This is a genomic window from Streptomyces sp. NPDC029159 (assembly GCF_055564055.1).
Genome location: NZ_JBVHWT010000008.1, coordinates 1 through 17,043, shown reverse-complemented (window position 1 = coordinate 17,043; position 17,043 = coordinate 1). Strand labels below are relative to the sequence as shown.

Sequence of the window (17,043 nt, the reverse complement as noted above, 5' to 3'; positions counted from 1 at the left end):
TTACGCGTTTCCGCCAGGGCAGGGCGGTACGGCAAGATGGGTGTATCTGCCCTCGCGCGGCCACGCCGCTTCATGGCCCACGCGGCGGAGCCCCTACAGACCCGCACGATCCAGACTGCCGGACGGTTTCTCTTGGCTGAGTACATCTACACGATGCGCAAGACGCGCAAGGCCCACGGTGACAAGGTCATCCTCGATGACGTCACGCTGAGCTTCCTGCCGGGCGCGAAGATCGGTGTCGTGGGCCCCAACGGCGCCGGTAAGTCCACGGTGCTGAAGATCATGGCAGGTCTTGAGCAGCCCTCGAACGGTGACGCGTTCCTCTCCCCCGGCTACACCGTCGGCATGCTCCTCCAGGAGCCGCCGCTGGACGAGTCGAAGACGGTGCTGGAGAACGTCCAGGACGGCGCCAAGGAGGTGATGGGCAAGCTGAAGCGCTTCAACGAGGTCGCCGAGCTGATGGCCACCGACTACTCCGACGAGCTGATGGAGGAGATGGGCAAGCTCCAGGAGGACCTCGACCACGCGGGCGCGTGGGACCTGGACACCCAGCTGGAGCAGGCGATGGACGCGCTGGGCTGCCCGCCCGGTGACTGGCCGGTCACCAACCTCTCCGGTGGTGAGCGCCGCCGCGTCGCGCTGTGCAAGCTGCTGCTGGAGGCGCCCGACCTGCTCCTTCTCGACGAGCCCACCAACCACCTGGACGCCGAGTCCGTGCAGTGGCTGGAGCAGCACCTCGCGAAGTACCCGGGCACCGTCGTCGCCGTCACCCACGACCGGTACTTCCTCGACAACGTCGCCGGCTGGATCCTGGAGCTGGACCGCGGCCGCGCCATCGGCTACGAGGGCAACTACTCCACGTACCTGGAGACCAAGCAGACCCGTCTGAAGGTCGAGGGCCAGAAGGACGCCAAGCGCGCCAAGCGGCTCAAGGACGAGCTGGAGTGGGTCCGCTCCAACGCCAAGGGGCGGCAGGCCAAGTCCAAGTCGCGTCTGGCGCGTTACGAGGAGATGGCCGCCGAGGCGGACAAGATGCGGAAGCTGGACTTCGAGGAGATCCAGATCCCGCCGGGCCCGCGCCTGGGCAACATCGTCGTCGAGGTGGAGAACCTCTCCAAGGCGTTCGGCGAGAAGGTCCTCATCGACGACCTGTCGTTCACGCTGCCGCGCAACGGCATCGTCGGCGTCATCGGTCCGAACGGCGCGGGTAAGACCACGCTGTTCAAGATGCTCCAGGGGCTGGAGACACCGGACGCCGGTTCGATCAAGGTCGGCGAGACGGTCAAGATCTCCTACGTCGACCAGAGCCGCGAGAACATCGACCCGAAGAAGACGCTGTGGGCCGTCGTCTCCGACGAGCTGGACTACATCAACGTCGGCCAGGTCGAGATGCCCTCGCGCGCCTACGTCTCGGCGTTCGGCTTCAAGGGCCCGGACCAGCAGAAGCCGGCCGGGGTGCTCTCCGGTGGTGAGCGCAACCGCCTCAACCTGGCGCTCACCCTCAAGCAGGGCGGCAACCTCCTGCTCCTCGACGAGCCGACCAACGACCTCGACGTCGAGACCCTGTCGTCGCTGGAGAACGCGCTGCTGGACTTCCCCGGCTGCGCCGTGGTCGTCTCCCACGACCGCTGGTTCCTCGACCGCGTCGCCACCCACATCCTGGCGTACGAGGGCGACTCCAAGTGGTTCTGGTTCGAGGGCAACTTCGAGTCGTACGAGAAGAACAAGGTCGAGCGGCTCGGTGCCGACGCGGCCCGTCCGCACCGTGCGACGTACAAGAAGCTGACCCGGGGCTGACATCGTGCGTCACACCTATGCCTGCCCCCTGCGCTGGTCCGACATGGACGCGTTCGGTCATGTCAACAACGCGGTCTTCGTGCGCTATCTCGAAGAGGCGCGGATCGACTTCATGGACCGGCTGGCGCCGGGGAACGGCAGTGTGTCGTTCACCGGCGGTTCCGTCGTCGCGCGGCACGAGATCGACTACGTCCGCCCGCTGGTGCACCGGCACGCGCCGGTCACCGTCGAGCTGTGGGTCACCAAGATCAGTGCCGCGTCGATGACGGTCGCCTACGAGGTCAAGGACGAGGGGACGCTGTATCTGCGGGCCTCGACCGTCGTCGTGCCGTACGACTTCGAGGCCGAGCGGCCCCGCCGCCTGACCGCGGAGGAGAAGGCGCAGCTGAAGGAGTACCTCGACGACGCCGCGCAGACGAAGGGGGCAGTCGCCGGATGACGGTGCTGCGCCTGGCCGATGCCGGGGAGGCGGCGGACCTCGCCGCCTTCCTGGGCCGGCTGCTGCATTACGACAAGGCCGCCGCGGTGCGGTTGCAGGGCGGTGGCGGGGCGCTGGCCGTCTTCGGGCGGCCGCCGTCCTTCGAGGTCCTGGCGATCCGCACGGCGCGGCTCGCCGATCCGCGGGGTCCCGGCGGCCCCGACGGGATGCGGCTGGACACCACCGTCTCGGCCGGTGATCTGCTGGAGGCGATCGACCCGGAGGCCACCGGGGAGGCCGCCGGTGTGCTGACGGTGCCCGCGGCGGTCACCGGGCCGCCGTGGGCCGGGGTGCTGCCGCCGCGCGGGGGCTGGCGGCGGGTGCCCGGGCTGCCGGGTCCCGAGGCGCTGGGCCGGGCGGTCGCCGCGGCGGTCGCGGAGTTCCGGGCCCGGGACGAGGCGCTGCCGCCGCAGGAGCGCACCCGGGCGGCGCGGGACGCGATCGGCCGGGAGATCTGGTCGCGGACGCTCGGCGACACCCGGCTGCCGCTGCGCGCCGTGCACGCCGCGCGCTCCCTCGGTTTCCTGCGCCCCGCGCAGGTCCCGGCGGCGCCCGGCGGCGGGACGCTGACCGCGCCCGCCCCGCAGCCGCCCGTCCTGCTCGCCGCCGGCGGCTGGCTGCGGCTGTCCACGCCGTACGGGTCGGTGGCGGTACGGGTCGCGGGCCCGGGGCTGTCCGGGCTGACGGTCACGCCGACCTGAGCGCACGACCTGCCGCGACCGGGCGCGGGCGACGGCTCAGACGCCGGACGCCCCGCCCGGAGCGCCCTCGCCGCCGCCCGCTTCCCCGCCGGTACGGCTGCGGGCCGCATCGTCCGCCGTGTGATCGGGCCAGACGCCGATGTGGTCGCTCTCCAGTTCCAGCAGCACCCGGTGGGCCATGCCCAGGATCGTCAGATGGTCGGCGGGGAGTTGTAGGCGTCCGGCGCGGTCGAGCATCGCGTACTCGCGGGAGACCAGGGATTCGGCGCCGGTCGCCGCATCGCGTTCGGTGCGGCGCAGCACCTCCGACGAGGTGCGGCCGTCGCGGATGGCGACGGTGCGGCGGACCTCGTCGGCGACGGCCTGGTCGTGGGTGACGATGACGACGGTGGTGCCCAGCTCCGCGTTGGCGGTGCGGAAGGCGGCGAAGACCTGCTCGGCGGTGGCGGAGTCCAGTTCGCCGGTCGGTTCGTCGGCGAGCAGCACCTTCGGGGCGTTGGCGAGGGCGACGGCGATGGCGGCGCGCTGCTGCTCACCGCCGGACATCTCGTGCGGGCGGCGGTCGCGGCAGTGGTCGAGCGCCAGCATCGCCAGCAGGTCCCCGGCCGCCCGGGCCCGCTCCGCGCGGCGTTTGCGGCCCGCCAGTCGCATCGGCAGGGCGACGTTCTGGAGTGCGGTGAGGTACGGCAGGAGGTTGCGGGCGGTCTGCTGCCAGACGAAGCCGACGGTGTCGCGGCGGTAGGCGAGGCGGTCGCGGGCGCCCATCGTCAGCAGGTCGCGGCCGTCGACGCGGGCGGCGCCCGCGGTGGGGACGTCCAGTCCGGCGAGGATGTTCATCAGCGTGGACTTGCCGCTGCCGGACGCACCGACCAGCGCCATCAACTCGCCCTCGGCGACCAGCAGATCGAGCCCCTGGAGGGCCTGGACCTCCACGCCGTCGGTGGCGAAGACCCGGACCAGCCGGTCGCAGGCGATCAGCGCGTCGTGGCCGTAGGCGGGGCGGTCGCCGCGGGCGGCGGCGCGGCGCTCCAGCTCGGCGAGGTCGGCCGGGGCGGTGCCGTCCGGGGCGCGCGGACCGCCGTCCGGCGTGCCGTCGGGGTGTGCGGGTCGTTCCGTCACAGGTCACCTGCTCTCCGGTCGGGGGACCGCCGTCGTCCGGTCGGCCATGTCTGGGCCAGGGCCGCCGCCAGGGTGAGGACGAGGACGCCCGCCGACGGCAGCAGCAGCGTGGCTCCTCCGGAGCGCAGCGGGACGGTGTGGGCGGCGCCGCCGGGCAGCGCCAGCGGGGTGAGGTCGGTCGCCGGGCCCAGCAGCCACAGGGTGACGGCGGCGGTCGCCGCGCCGCCGGCCGCGGCGAGGAGGGCCTGCGGCAGCGCTTCCAGGAGCAGCAGTTGGCGCCCCTGCTGCCGGGTCATGCCCAGGGCCCGCAACCGGTCGAGGAGCGGCGCGCGGTCGGGCGCCGCGCGGAGCCCGGCGAGCACCAGGGCCAGCAGTGCGTATCCGGCGCCGGCGGCGGTCGCCGCGGCGTACAGCCGCTCGGCGCCCTGCTGGAGCGGCGCGTCCGCGAGGCGGGCGCGGACCTCGCCGCGGACGACGGTCACCGGGTGCGCGCCGGGCGGGGTGTGGGCGCGGACGGCGGCGCGGAGCGCGGCGGGGTCGGGGGAGGCGCCGGAGAGCAGCAGGGCGGTGGGTGCGGTGTCGGCGTCCGGGTGGCGATGGCGGACGGTGTCGGCGGCGACCACGAGGAAGGAGCCGCCGGGCAGTGTGGGGGTGTCGGCGCGTACCGCGGCGGGCCGGACGACGAGCGAGCCGGCCTCGGGCTGCAGCGGCATCGGGTCGTGGCCGAAGCGGCGGACGACGTCGGGGGAGACGAGGGCGGGCAGCGGGGCGTCGCCGCCGGGGTCGGCGAGGGTGCGGGGCCCGAACGCGCCGAGGCCGGTGGCGCGGGAGAGCCGGGCGTAGGCGTCGGCGTCGGCGGTGACGAGGGTCAGCGGCGGGCCGTTGTCCGGGGCGGGCTGCACCTCGGCGCGGACGGGGACCGCGTCGGTGACGCCGGGGACCTTCGTCAGCGCGGTGCGCAGGGCGGGCGGCAGGGGCCGGTCGGAGGTGATGCGGGCCTCGGCGCCGACGGTGGCGAGGGCTGCGGCGTCCCTGCCGTGGCCGACGCCGGACAGCACCGCGCCGCCGAAGGAGGCGCAGGTCAGGGCGGTCAGCAGGGCGAGCAGCGGCAGTCCGGTGGCGGGGTGGGCGCGGCCGGCGCGGGCCAGCGCCAGGAAGCCGGTGAGGCCGCGGCGGCGGGCGGCGGGCCGGGCCAGGGCGCGCAGCGGCAGCGGGTGGAGGCGGAGCAGCAGCAGGGTGGCGATCACCGCGATCAGTACGGGCGCGGCGCTGACGAGGAGGTCCGGGCCGTCCGCCGGGCCGTGGCGGCGCAGCGCGGCGACGGCCGCGGCGGCGAGGGCGACGGTGGTGAGTTCGGCGACGGTGCGGCGGCGGGAGGGCCGGGCGGTGGCGGTGTCGTGGCGGGCCGCGGGGTGCGGGCGCCGGTGGACGAGGGCGGCGCGCAGCGGCAGGACGGCCGCGCCGACCACGGCGACGGCGGCCGCGGCGAGCAGCGGGCCGGTGACCGGGGCGCCCGGGACGAGGAGGCGGGCGGCGCCCCATCCGGCCGCGGCGGCGGGCAGCGCCACCGCGCAGGTGCCCGCGGCGAGGCGTCCGGCGAGGCCCGGGAGGGCGGCGCCGCGGGCCCGCAGCAGGGCGAACTCGTCGTGGCGGCGGGCGGCGGCGAGGGAGCCCGCCATGACGAGGACCACGGCGGCGGTGGTGGCGACGGTGCAGGCGGCGACCGCGAGGACCGGGGTGAGGGCGGCGCGGGAGCGTGCGTAGCCGGACAGAAGGGAGTCGGCGGCGGTGTCGACGACGGTGTCGGGGCCGGTCACCGCGCGGACGGCGGCCAGGCCCGTGCCGTGCTCCAGGGAGGCCAGCCGGGAGCGCAGCGCCGGGACCTGACGGGCGGTGAGGGACCGGGCGTCGAGCCCGTACCACCAGAACTTCTCCGCGGCGCCGCGGTCGTCGGCGGCGAGCGCGGCGCCGTCCCCGGGCGCCAGCAGCAGCGCGCCGCGCCAGGCGCGCAGCGGGGGGACGCCGTCGGTGGGGGCCAGGTGCGGGGCGGTCAGCAGGTCGTCGAGGGACCAGTACGCGCCGGTGGCGGGGCGGGGCGTGAGCAGGCCGGTGATCCGAACGGTCAGCGTGCCGGGGTGCAGGGTGTCGCCGGGCCGCAGGTGCAGGGTGCGGGCGGTGGCGGTGGTGACGGCGGCCTCCAGCACCGGGGCGCCGGGCGCGGCGGCGCGTGGCAGCCGGCCCGCGGTGAGCGTGGCGTGGCGGTCGAGTCCGGCGGGCGCGTACAGGGCGAACGCGGCGGGCGCGCCGTCCGGGCGGGGCAGCTTCGGGTCGGGGGTGGTGAGCGGGACGGTGGTGCGGACGCCGTGCACCGCGTCACCGGGGGCGACGGGCAGGCCCAGGGTGCGGCGCAGGGCGCGGTCCTCGCGGTCGGTGCGGCGGGGGGCGAAGTCCGTGCCGGGCGCGGTGGTGTCGGTGCGGGAGAGGGAGATCTGGAGGGTGCGCTGTTCGGCGGGGGCGGTGGCGAGGGCCGCGCGGGCGCCGCGGGTCTCGTACGCGTCGACGCCCCCGACGAACCCGGCGGCGAGGAACGCGGTGAGCAGCACCAGCACACCGAGGGCCACGGCGGGGCCGTGGGCGGGGTGCCGGGCGGTGGCGCGGTTCATGTCAGACGCCTCCCTGGCCGCGCAGGTCCCGGACGGTGTCGCCGCGCCGCGCGGCCGCCGCGGCGGTGGTCAGCAGCGGCACCGCGACGACCGCGGCGATCAGCAGCGCGACCTGTCCGGCCGGTAGTTCCACCAGGACCGGCGGGACGGGCCGGTCGGCGTGTTCGGTCAGCACGATCAGCGGGACGACGGCGTGGGTCAGCAGTGCGCCGAGGGCCGCGCCGACGGCGGTGGCCGCCGCGATCAGCAGGCCCTGTTCGGCGACGACCGCGCGGGCCCGGCGGCGCCGGGACGTGCCCAGGGCGCGCAGCACGGCGAACTCCGCGGCGCGGGAGCGCAGCGCGGCGGCGCAGCCGACCGCGAAGCCCGCCGCGGCCAGCGCGACCGCGACCACCGTGGCCGCGGCGAGCGCCGCCCGCGGGCCGCGGCCCAGCGGGTCGCCGTGGAGCGCGGCGGCGGTCTCGTCGCGGACCAGGACCTGCCCGTGCTCGGTGTCGGCGCGCCCGCGCAGCGCGGCCGCGGCCCGCGCCGCGTCGCCGTCCGCGGGCCGGATCCACCACTCGGTGGCGGGCAGCGGCGCCGCGTCGCGGTCGGTGAGCGCCTCGTTGACGGCGGCGAAGTCGACGAGGAGCCCCGCGCCGTCGGTGGGCCGGTCGGCGGGGCCGGGCAGTGCCCGTACGGCGCGGACGATCCGGGTCCGCAGCGGCTGCCCGTTGACGGTGATGTCCACCGTGGCGCCGGTCTTCGAGCCGCTGGCGCGCAGATAGGCGTCGGTGGCGACGGCGGGCAGCGGGCCGCGTGGCGGATGGGCGGCGAGGGTGCGGACGGTGGTGACGGCGGCGCCGTAGCCGTCGGCGGGCCGGGCGCCGGTGTCGTAGGTCTGGGCGGCGAGCGCGCCCGGCGGGACGGCGGTGGCGCCGGTGCGGGGGCCGAAGTCCTGGTCGGCGTAGGTGCTCTTGGTGCCGAGGGCACCGGTCCAGGACAGTCCGCGGGGCGGGTGCAGGGCGCGGTGGGTGCCGTCGGGGAGGTCGGCGCGGGCGGCGGTGAGGGTGAGCTGCTGGCGGTGGGCGACCGGCGGCTGGGCCGAGGTGGTGGTGAGCGCGGTCAGCCGCAGCGGCCCGACGGGCCTGCCGCCGGGCCCGGCCGCGGCGGTGAGGTCGGAGGTGCGGGTGTGCGGCCGCCCGTCGGCGGGGACGCGCCCCAGGGCCAGCGGGTACGGCGCGCCGTGGCCGTCGGTCAGCTGGACGGCGAGGTCGGCGGGGACCGGCCCGGTGTCGTGGGCCGGGGCGCCGGGCGCGGCGGTGAGGGTGCGCAGCGAGCGGAGGGTGACGGTCAGGCGCAGCCGGGCGGTGCGGTCCGGCACGGCCACGCCGGGGGCGCCGGGCGCGGGGGCGAGGGCGCGCAGCACGGGGTCGGCGGCGCGGCCCGGTGGCGTGTCGGCGGAGCCGCCGACGAGGTCGCCGCGGAGCAGCAGGGCGCCGGTGGCGGCGCGGGTGTCGAGGGCGAGGAGGGTGGCGCTGTGGCCGTCGGAGAGGTTCAGCGTGGCCTGCCCGGCGGGCAGCGCCGCCGCCACGCCGTCGGTGGCCGCCAGTGCGCCGCCCGCGCCGAACTGCGGGGCGCGGCCCGCCAGGACGCGGACGGCGGCGCCCGCGCGGTGGTCGGCCTGGTCGTCCTGGGAGCGGTCCCAGGAGGCGCGCTGGCCGACGGCGAGCATGCCCAGCGCGGTGGCGAGGACGAGGAGCAGTACCGGGCCGGTGGCGCCGGTGGTGCGGCGGCCGATCTGCCAGGCGGCGAGCGCCGCGGCCAGACCCCGCCCGGCGGCCGCGGCGCGTTCGGCGAGGCGGGCGGCGAGCGGCAGCAGCCGCAGCGTCACCACGGCGCCCGCCAGCAGCGCCAGCGCGGGCGCCGCGACCGGCACCGGATCGATGACCGGCCGCCCGGCGGCGTCCTCGGTCAGCACCCCGCCGCCGTCCGCGGAGTGCTGCCGCAGCTGCACGAAGGCGACCGCGGCGAGGACGAGGAGCCCCAGGTCGGCCCCGGCGCGCAGCGCCCCGGGCGGCGCGGCGAACCGGCGGCGGCCCGGCCGCGCCGCACCGGTGCGCAGGGCGGGCGCCGCCAGGGTGAGGGCGCAGCCCAGCGCGACGGCGGCGCCGGTGGCCCAGGTGGTGGCGGTCGGCGCGGTGTCGAGCGGCGGACCGTCGGCGGCGAGGAGCCGCAGCAGCGGGACGGCGAGGAGCGGCGCGGCGACGGCGGCGGGCAGCGCGAGCAGCAGCGCCTCGGCGAGCGCGGCGGCGGCCAGCGTGCGGCGGGCGCCGCCGCGGGCCCGCAACAGGAGACTCTCCGCGGCGCGTTCACCGTTCAGCGCCCCGGCGACCAGCAGCAGCGCCGCCCCGGCGAGCAGGATCAGCTGGAGGGCGACGATCAGCACACCGGAGCGGTTGACGAGCAACGCGCGCCGCAACTCCCCGAGCGTGTCGGGCAGTTCGGTGCTCGCGGTGGCCCGCCCGGCGAACGCCGGATCGGCCATCAGCGCCTTCGCGGCCGGGCGCGCGGCGTCGGTCAGCGCGTCCAGCCGCTCCGCGGTCAGGGTGCGGAAGTCGCCGGTGACCAGCCACCCGGCGGACTCCTGGGCGACCCGTCCGCCGCGGAACGCCTCCGGGGCGGTCAGCAGCGGCCCGTAGGTGGTGAACCCGAGGGTGCGCACACCCCGGCCGCCGAGTTCGTCGAGTTTCCAGTAGGGGTCGGTACGGTCCTTCGGCCGCCACACGCCGGTGACCTCGACGGTCAGGTCGGGGCCGGAGAGCCGGTCGGTGAGGGTGAGGCGGCGGCCGGGGGCGAGGCCCAGCCGGGCGGCGGCCGCCTCCGGCAGCGCCACCTGGAGCGGCCCGCCGCCGGTGGGAGCCGCGGGCCGGGTGCCCGCGGTGAAGGTGAGGCGGGAGGTGTCGAGGGCGGCGAGCTGGGTGAGGTCCGGGTCGCCGCCGTGGCGGACCCGTCCTGCGTCGCCGGGGAGTGCGTACGGGCCGGAGCGGACCAGGGTGCGGACGCCGTAGGGCAGACCGCCGAAGGCCCGGTCGGCGCCGCGGCGCACCGCGCGGTCGGCGGGTGCGGTGGCGTCGGCGGGCAGCTGCGCGGTGACGCGGAGGGCGGCGGCGGGCGCGGCGCGGGTGGCCAGCGCCCGGCGCAGTCCGGCGTCGCCGACGGCGTCCGCGTAGCCGGTGAGGGTGGTCAGGACCGTCGTGGTCAGCAGCACCGCGACGAGCGCGGCACCCGGCAGCAGCCGGTGTGCGCGCAGACGCGGAATGACGAAGCCGAACACGGGTCCCCCTGCACCGCTCAGCAACCGAACACTGTTCGGATGCTGTCAGAGCGGGGCCCGTACCGTCAGCCGTCCGCCGGGCCGTGTCCGGATTGTGACGTACGACGCCACCGGGCCGCTCAGCCCGGGGAGTTGATCATCGTGGCGGCGGCGTACGTGAAGTAGTTCCACAGCTGCGCGGTGTGCTCCTCGGACAGGTCCAGGGAGTCCACCGCGTCCCGCATCAGCCGCAGCCAGGCGTCGTGCGCGGCGCGGTCCACGGTGAACGGCGCGTGCCGCATCCGCAGCCGCGGGTGGCCGCGGTTCTCGCTGTAGGTGCGCGGTCCGCCCCAGTACTGCATCAGGAAGAGCGTCATCCGCTCCTCGGCCGGACCGAGGTCCTCCTCGGGGTACATCGGCCGCAGCAGCGGGTCGCCGGCCACGCCCTCGTAGAAGCGGCGCACCAGACGGCGGAAGGTCTCCTCGCCGCCGACCTGGTCGTAGAAGGTCAGCTCCGGATCGATGGTGCGCGGGTCGTCAGTCACCCGTCCATGGTGTCAGACACGCCGACCGGCGCGGGCCGGGCCGCGGGGTGGACAGTGGAGACATGGACGCGGAACGCGACGGCGACCCCGCCGGGCCCGCGGCGGCGGCCGCGGAGCGCCGGCGGCTGGTGCGCGGCATCGAACGCGGCGGCGGGCTGCGCGATCCGCGCTGGCGGGCGGCGTTCGAGGAGGTGCCGCGCGAGGCGTTCGTCCCGGCCTTCCACGACAGCGTCCTGGGCGGCTACGAACGGTTGTCGGGCGACGACGCCGATCCGCTGCGCCGGGCCGCCTGGTTGCACGGCGTCTACCGGGACGCGCCGCTGGCGCTCCGCGTCGACGAGGAGGGGCGGCTGGTGTCGTCCAGCAGCCAGCCGTCGCTGATGGCGCGGATGCTGGAGGCGCTGGACGTCACCGACGGCTGCCGGGTCCTGGAGGTCGGCACCGGCAGTGGCTACAACGCGGCGCTCCTCGCCCACCGCCTCGGCGGCGCCGCGGTGACCACCGTGGACCTGGAGGAGGAGATCACCGCGGCGGCCCGGGAACGGCTGGCGGCCGCCGGATACCGGCCGACCGTGGTGACCGGCGACGGGGCGCTCGGCTGCCCCTCGCGCGCCCCCTTCGACCGGATCCTCGCGACCTGTTCCCTGGGGGCGGTGCCGACGGCCTGGCCCCGGCAGTGCGCGGCGGACGCGGTGATCCTCGCCCCGCTCGGCACCGGCCTGCTCAAGCTCCGGGTCGCCCCCGACGGCCGCGCCGAGGGCCGCTTCCTGCCGCTCCCGGTGTACTTCGTCCCGCTGCGCACCCCCGGCCCGGCGGCCGGCGCCGACGGCGCGTACGAGGCGGACGCGGTGGGTCTCGGCCTGCCGCGCCAGGCGCTGGGCGACGACCGGTTCCGCTTCCTGCTGGGCATCGGCGCGGCCGGGCTGCTGCCGCAGGAGGCGTACGTGCTGTGGCGGCGCGAGCGGCGGCCGCCGCGGGAGCGGTACGGCGTGACGGTGGAGGGCGACCGCCAGTGGTTCTGGCTGGACGACCCGTCCGGCCCGTACGCCTGGGAGCTGGGCGGATACCCGAACGGGGCGTGACCTGCGCGGTCACGCCCCGTTCCCGGGTCTTCGGCCTCAGCCGCGGCGGACGGTCAGCGTTGTCCACGCGCCGACGTGCACCCGGTCGCCCTCGTGCAGCGCGACGGGGACGTACGGCTGGATCGGCTCCTCGGCGAGGTTGAGCGTGGTGCCGTTGGTGGAGTTCTGGTCCACCACGGCCCAGCTGCCGTCCTGCTGCTGCACCAGCAGCGCGTGCTGGTGCGAGACGCCCGGGTCCTCCGGCGAGCGGCCCAGGTCGACGTCGGGCGACTCACCGGTGCTGTTGCGCCGCCGCCCGATCGCGATCTGCCCACCGGCCAGCGGCAGCTGCTGCTCGGGGCCGTACGACGGGAGGTTGAGCCCCGCGGCCTCCGGGCCGCTGCGCTCCATCATCGCGGCGAAGTACGCACGGTCCGGGGCGATGGCGACGACCCAGCCGTCCCCGACGACCGGCGCCGGACCCTGCGGCGCCTCCGGAGCCTGCGCCGGGCCGCCGCCCCACTGCTGCTCACCCGGCGGGGGCGGCGGCTGCTGCGGGTCGTACGGACCGGGCTGCTGCGGCGGCACCGGGCCCTGCGGGGCTCCGGGCGGCTGCTGCCCGAACGGCGCCGGCGGCGCGGGCGGCGCGCCCTGGGCGTCCGGCGGGCTCAGCGGCCAGTCGTCCCCGGGCTGCGGCGGGACGGGCTGACCGGGCGCACCCTGCTGACCGCCGGGCCCGGGGATACCGGGCGGCGGGCCGGGCTGCGGCGGCGGGAAGCCGTAACCGTCCTGCGGACCGGGGCCCGGCGGGGGCGGGAAACCGTAGCCGCCCTGGGGCGGACCGGGCTGACCGGCGCCGACGGGCGGGGCGAACGATGCGGGCGCCTGCCCGGCGAAGGAGAAACGGCACTCCTCACAGGCGGGCGCACCCGCGGCCCGCGGCGTACCGCACTGCGGGCACGCCTCGGGCGCACCCTGCTGCTCGGAACCGGGCGGCGGCGGGAAGCCGGGACCGCCCTGCGGCTGCCCGGGGCCGCCCTGCGGACCGGGACCCGGCGGGGGCGGGAAACCGTAGCCGCCCTGGGGGCCGCCGGGACCGGGCGCGCCCGGGGGCGGGGGGAAGCCCGGGCCGCCCTGGCCACCGCCGGGCGGCGGCGGGAATCCGGGGCCGCCCTGGGGGCCGCCCTGCGGTGCGGCGGGCGGCGGGAAACCGTAGCCACCCTGCGGCGGACCGTCCTGCGGCGGCGGGAAGCCGTAGCCGCCGGGAGGCGGCGGTGTCTGGCCCGGGGGCGGGCCGGTCGGCACGCCCGGGGGCGGCGGGAAGCCCGGGCCGCCCTGGGGGCCACCGGGCGGCGGCGGGAAGCCCGGACCGTCCTGCGGCTGGCCCTGGGGGCCGCCCTGCGGTGCGGCGGGCGGCGGGAAGCCGTAGCCACCCTGCGGCGGACCGTCCTGCGGCGGCGGGAAACCGTAGCCACCGCCCTGGGGGCCGCCCGGAGGCGGCGGCATCTGGCCCGGGGGAGGACCGGTGGGCGCACCGGGAGGCGGCGGCGCCTGGCCGGGCGGCGGGCCGGTGGGCGCGCCCGGCGGCGGACCGGCCTGGCCCGGGGGCGGGAAGCCGGGACCGTCCTGCGGCGGTGCGAAGCCCTGGCCGTCCTGCGGGCCCGGGCCGCCCTGGGGGGCGCCGGGCGGCGGCGGGAAGCCCTGGCCGGGGGGCGGCGGCGGGCCGGGGGTTCCGGCGGCCGGGGTGTTGAGGAAGCCGGCGGGCAGGGAGGGCGGCGGGGGGACGGCGCCCGCCATCGGCCGGCCGCACACCTCGCACCAGTCCTCGGCCACCGACTGGTGTCCGTTCGGGCAGGTAGGCATGTCGGTTTCTTCCCCCTCCGTACCGTCTCCGGCGCTCACGGCCGGCGCTGTCGCTGGTCTGTCATGGCGTGGGGCGGACTGTCTCACGGCCGTGGCGGGTGCGCCCCGTGCGTGCCGGAGCCGCCGCCCCGTCGCACAGTACCGTTCGCCACCTCGCGACCGCCGCCCGCCTCGGAGCGGGGAAGGACCGCCACCGGCGCCCCACCGGGCGTCGCGGGTCCCGTCCGCCCCGGTGTGTGGAGTGCGTCACGCGCCACCCGAAACGGTGCCGATCCGACGAATCCGTACGTCCCACCCACGGGTGTCCGCAACGTTTCGCCGGACCGGCACCGGACGGTCCGGATCAGGCCGTCGAGTGCCCCGCCGGTGCCGGGAACGGCACCACCGCGACCGTGACGTTGTCGTGTCCGCCGCCGTCCAGCGCATGCGTGACCAGCGTCCGGGCGCTCTCCAGCGGCCGGGCGTGTGCGTCGGCGGGCAGCACCGCGGCCAGCTGCTCGGCCGACTCCGCGTAGTTCCACAGCCCGTCCGTGCAGACCACGACGACGCCCGGACCGTCCGGCTGGAAGTGCCGGGTGTGCGGCTCGACCTCGTACGCGTCCGCGCCCAGCCAGCCGGTGATGGCGTGCGCCCGCTCGTCGGCCATCGCCTCCGCCTCGGACATCAGATTGCCCGCGATCATCTGCGCGGCCCACGAGTCGTCCTCGGTCAGCCGGGTCGGCGGGACGCTGCGGTCGTCCGGCACCCAGTAGGCGCGGCTGTCGCCGACCCAGCCGACGGTCAGCAGTCCGCCGCCAACCACCGCGCCGACGAAGGTGCAGGCCGGGGCGTTCTCCCGGCGCGGCTCCTGCGGGTCGTCGGGCCCGGCGAGGTCGTTGACCGCCGTCGCCGCCGTCACCACCGCGTCGTGCATCGCCCGCTGGGCGTGGACGCCGCGCGGCAGCGACTCCAGCAGAGACTCGCACGCCGCCTCGCACGCCGCGGCCGACGCCTCGTCCGGCCGGGTCGCGGAGGACACCCCGTCGCAGACGACGGCGACCACGGCGGGCGAACCGTCCTGGAGGGCGGTCGCCGACACCGCGAAGAAGTCCTCGTTGCGGTGGTGACGGCGGCCGAGGTCGCTGACCGCGCCGACGCCCTCCAACTCCCGCTCCATGTGGTCGCGTTCGCGCGGCTGGGCCTGTCCGCAGCGGGGGCAGTACCCGGCCGCGTCCACCCCGCCCGCGCCGCACAGCACACACCGGCGGGTGCCGCGCACCGGCGTCTGCTCGGCGGCGTCGGCGACCGCCTCGTACCCGGCGACCCGCGGGTCGGGGGCGGGCTGCCGCCCGGCCGCCTCCCCGCCCGGCGCCGGGTCGGGGATCCGGGTCTGCGGGTCGGGCGGCGCCGGAACCCCGGCGCCGCAGCGCCCGCAGCCCGCGCCCTCCTCCTTCGGCGGTTCGCCGCAGCTCGGACACCTGGACGGCCCAGTCACACCCATGTCACACCCACGTCCCGGGGCGGAAACGGTCGGCCCGCTCCACCAGCTCGTTCCTTGTCTCGCCACGCCGCGCCCTGCCGCGCGGTCGGTGCCGCCGCCGGCCGTGCGGCCCCTCCGGCCGCACCGCACGGCCCGGTCCGTAGGGCGTGTCCGCAAAGTCCCGCCTGGCTTGCGACGCCCTCCGGGCGGACGACGGGACTTCACGGACACGCCCTAGGCCGGACGGGCACCGTGGCCCCCGGAGAGTACCCAGTCCGCGGCGGGGTTCCGTACTCCGGTCGCCCCCGGTGGCCCGATCCTCCCGGTGCGCTCCGCCCGCCCGAAGTCGGCGGGCGGGCCGGTGCGTTCGGCCGCGGGCCCGCTCACGCCCCGCCCCCGGGCCCCGGCCGTTCCCCGGCGAGCGCCTCCGCCGCCGCCCGCTGGTAGCGCGCCACCGCCGCCTCGGCCGCCCGCAGGTCGCACGGTGCGCTCCACAGCAGCCGCCGCGCCGCGTCGTAGCGCTCACCCGGCAGCGGATCGCCCGCCAGACCGCGCCGGGCCAGCTCCGCCCGGTACGCGTCGAGACGGCCGCGCAGCTCGGCGCGGACCGCGAGCGGCGCGGTCACCGCCGTCAGCGACTCCCGGGCGCGCAGCAGCTCGTCCTCGGCGCTCTCCTCCAGCCGGTCCAGCAGCGGCGAGAGGCGGTGCCACTGGGCGCGGCGCCGGAAAGCGGCGGCGGCCGCGAGCTGTTCGTGCAGCGCCGTCGACGGGCCGCTGACCGCCGGGACCTCGCACGACGCGATCTTCGCCAGCACCTCGCCGCGCGCCTGCCGCGCCTCGGTCAGGGTGCGCTCGGCGCGCGAGAGGACGTCCCGCAGCCGCATCAGCCGCGCCTCGGCGTCCTGCCGTACGTCCAGCACCGCCTCGATCTCCCGGCGGACGTCCTCCAGGGCGCGGGCGGCCCGGTCGTAGCGCGTGGTGTCGGGGCGGCCGCCGCCCGGTGCGGCGCTGCCGCCCGCCGGGGCCACCCAGAACGCCAGCGGGTCGGTGATCACCTCGGCGCGCAGCCGGGTCAGTTCGCCGGTGATGTCCTCCAGGTCGTCGCCGGAGGGGTGGGTGCCGGGGCGGACGCCCACGGAGTGCGCCAGCGAGCGGGTGCGCCGCAGCTCCTCGGCGAGCAGATCGATCCGGGCGGGCAGGGCGGACCAGACCGCGTCCGCGGCGACGATGGTGTCCAGCGCGCGGGCGTAGCGGGTGTTGAGCCGCGCGACCAGTTCGCGCAGGGTGCACAGCTCCCTGTCGGCGCTGTCGGCGCTGTCGGCACTGCCGGTGCCGTCGGCCCCGTCGGCGGTGGCCGGGATCGGTGTGTCGCGCAGCAGGCCGGTCAGTTCGGCGAGGTCGTCGGGGGAGAGCCAGCGCCGCCGCTCCCGCAGGGCGCGGACGGCCTCCACCGTCTCGGTGTACGCGTCGAAGTCGGCCCAGAGCGCGGTCAGGGAGCGTTCGGTGGCCGCCCAGCGCTCCGCGGTCACACCGGTCAGCTCGGCGCCCTCCAGGAGGCGCCGCCCCGCGTGGTCCTGGAGTGCCTGGAGCGAGGACTCGATCGCCTCGTACTCGGCGCTCAGCCGCTCCACTGCGCGGTCGGCCTCCTCGCGGTCCAGCGCCTGGCCGGGCGGCCGTTCCGCGGATCCGGGGAAGGGTCCCAAGACCCCCATCGATCACCTCTCCAAACTGCGTACGGGGCGCGGTGGTTGGTGCGCTTCGGCCGCCTCTCGGGTGCTGCTGCCCCCACTTTTCCTCCATAGTGACGCCCCGACGCCCCGTGTGGGGAACGATCAGCGGGGTATTTCGCCGACGGTGGTCCCACGATGCCGGAAACGTCGGAATTGGGAGGGGCGGGGGCGCGGGCCCGGCGTCCCCGCACACGGAAGAGGCGCGGGGGGGGGGGGGGGGGGGGGCAGGGGGGGGGGCCCCCACCCCCCCCCCCCCCTCCTCGCATCCCCCCTATCGAGCATTTTTTCTCCCCCCCCGGCGGAAACCCCGCCGGCACCGCGGGAAGGGGCAC

General features: G+C 77.4%; 11 protein-coding genes. 4 read left to right on the top strand and 7 right to left on the bottom strand.

Annotation, left to right across the window (positions count from 1 at the left end; translation table 11 throughout):
* Positions 1 to 132: 132 nt before the first annotated feature.
* From ettA to ACZ4U4_RS17390, 3 genes are read left to right on the top strand one after another with little or no spacing between them, the layout of a single operon-like run.
* Positions 133 to 1,797 (top strand): energy-dependent translational throttle protein EttA, encoded by a 1,665-nt coding sequence (ettA, locus tag ACZ4U4_RS17400; RefSeq protein ID WP_467874652.1) that lies wholly within the window; start codon positions 133 to 135, stop codon positions 1,795 to 1,797.
* A gap of 4 nt (positions 1,798 to 1,801) precedes the next feature.
* The gene (locus ACZ4U4_RS17395; protein WP_467874650.1) at positions 1,802 to 2,236 is read left to right on the top strand and encodes an acyl-CoA thioesterase; all 435 of its coding nucleotides are present in this window, start codon (positions 1,802 to 1,804) and stop codon (positions 2,234 to 2,236) included.
* The gene (locus ACZ4U4_RS17390) at positions 2,233 to 2,976 is read left to right on the top strand and encodes a DUF8185 domain-containing protein (protein WP_467874647.1); all 744 of its coding nucleotides are present in this window, start codon (positions 2,233 to 2,235) and stop codon (positions 2,974 to 2,976) included. The genes ACZ4U4_RS17395 and ACZ4U4_RS17390 overlap by 4 nt, the downstream gene beginning before the upstream one ends.
* A gap of 36 nt (positions 2,977 to 3,012) precedes the next feature.
* Here ACZ4U4_RS17390 and ACZ4U4_RS17385 read toward each other — a convergent pair whose 3' ends face one another.
* The 4 genes from ACZ4U4_RS17385 to ACZ4U4_RS17370 all read right to left on the bottom strand — a co-directional run bounded on the left by ACZ4U4_RS17385 (position 3,013) and on the right by ACZ4U4_RS17370 (position 10,598).
* Positions 3,013 to 4,008 carry an ABC transporter ATP-binding protein gene (locus tag ACZ4U4_RS17385; RefSeq protein WP_467875196.1) on the bottom strand — a complete coding sequence of 332 codons (996 nt, stop codon included), beginning with the start codon at positions 4,006 to 4,008 and terminating at the stop codon, positions 3,013 to 3,015.
* 83 nt (positions 4,009 to 4,091) lie between these two features.
* Positions 4,092 to 6,758, bottom strand: coding sequence for a thioesterase domain-containing protein (locus tag ACZ4U4_RS17380; protein WP_467874644.1), 2,667 nt, complete (start codon positions 6,756 to 6,758; stop codon positions 4,092 to 4,094).
* A 1-nt stretch (position 6,759) separates the two neighbouring features.
* Positions 6,760 to 10,074 carry an FtsX-like permease family protein gene (locus tag ACZ4U4_RS17375; RefSeq protein ID WP_467874642.1) on the bottom strand — a complete coding sequence of 1,105 codons (3,315 nt, stop codon included), beginning with the start codon at positions 10,072 to 10,074 and terminating at the stop codon, positions 6,760 to 6,762.
* 119 nt (positions 10,075 to 10,193) lie between these two features.
* Positions 10,194 to 10,598 (bottom strand): globin, encoded by a 405-nt coding sequence (locus ACZ4U4_RS17370; RefSeq protein WP_467874640.1) that lies wholly within the window; start codon positions 10,596 to 10,598, stop codon positions 10,194 to 10,196.
* A 62-nt stretch (positions 10,599 to 10,660) separates the two neighbouring features.
* On the opposite strand from ACZ4U4_RS17370, the gene ACZ4U4_RS17365 reads away from it, so the two are divergent.
* Positions 10,661 to 11,680 carry a methyltransferase domain-containing protein gene (locus ACZ4U4_RS17365; protein ID WP_467874637.1) on the top strand — a complete coding sequence of 340 codons (1,020 nt, stop codon included), beginning with the start codon at positions 10,661 to 10,663 and terminating at the stop codon, positions 11,678 to 11,680.
* 36 nt (positions 11,681 to 11,716) lie between these two features.
* Here the strand turns inward: ACZ4U4_RS17365 and ACZ4U4_RS17360 are convergent, their stop codons facing one another.
* The 3 genes from ACZ4U4_RS17360 to ACZ4U4_RS17350 form a co-directional block, all read right to left on the bottom strand.
* Entirely contained in the window at positions 11,717 to 13,522 is a 1,806-nt protein-coding gene (locus ACZ4U4_RS17360; protein WP_467874635.1) for an FHA domain-containing protein, read from the bottom strand.
* 343 nt (positions 13,523 to 13,865) lie between these two features.
* Positions 13,866 to 15,002 carry a PP2C family protein-serine/threonine phosphatase gene (locus ACZ4U4_RS17355; RefSeq protein WP_467874632.1) on the bottom strand — a complete coding sequence of 379 codons (1,137 nt, stop codon included), beginning with the start codon at positions 15,000 to 15,002 and terminating at the stop codon, positions 13,866 to 13,868.
* 362 nt (positions 15,003 to 15,364) lie between these two features.
* Entirely contained in the window at positions 15,365 to 16,693 is a 1,329-nt protein-coding gene (locus ACZ4U4_RS17350; protein WP_467874630.1) for a hypothetical protein, read from the bottom strand.
* Positions 16,694 to 17,043 lie beyond the last annotated feature (350 nt).

Bases quoted from the DNA above. Each gene is read 5' to 3' on its own strand.
- ACZ4U4_RS17355 (WP_467874632.1), bottom strand. From the start codon at position 15,002: ATGGGTGTGACTGGGCCGTCCAGGTGTCCGAGCTGCGGCGAACCGCCG.
- ACZ4U4_RS17360 (WP_467874635.1), bottom strand. From the start codon at position 13,522: ATGCCTACCTGCCCGAACGGACACCAGTCGGTGGCCGAGGACTGGTGC.
- ACZ4U4_RS17350 (WP_467874630.1), bottom strand. From the start codon at position 16,693: ATGGGGGTCTTGGGACCCTTCCCCGGATCCGCGGAACGGCCGCCCGGC.
- ACZ4U4_RS17390 (WP_467874647.1), top strand. From the start codon at position 2,233: ATGACGGTGCTGCGCCTGGCCGATGCCGGGGAGGCGGCGGACCTCGCC.
- ACZ4U4_RS17365 (WP_467874637.1), top strand. From the start codon at position 10,661: ATGGACGCGGAACGCGACGGCGACCCCGCCGGGCCCGCGGCGGCGGCC.
- ACZ4U4_RS17380 (WP_467874644.1), bottom strand. From the start codon at position 6,758: ATGAACCGCGCCACCGCCCGGCACCCCGCCCACGGCCCCGCCGTGGCC.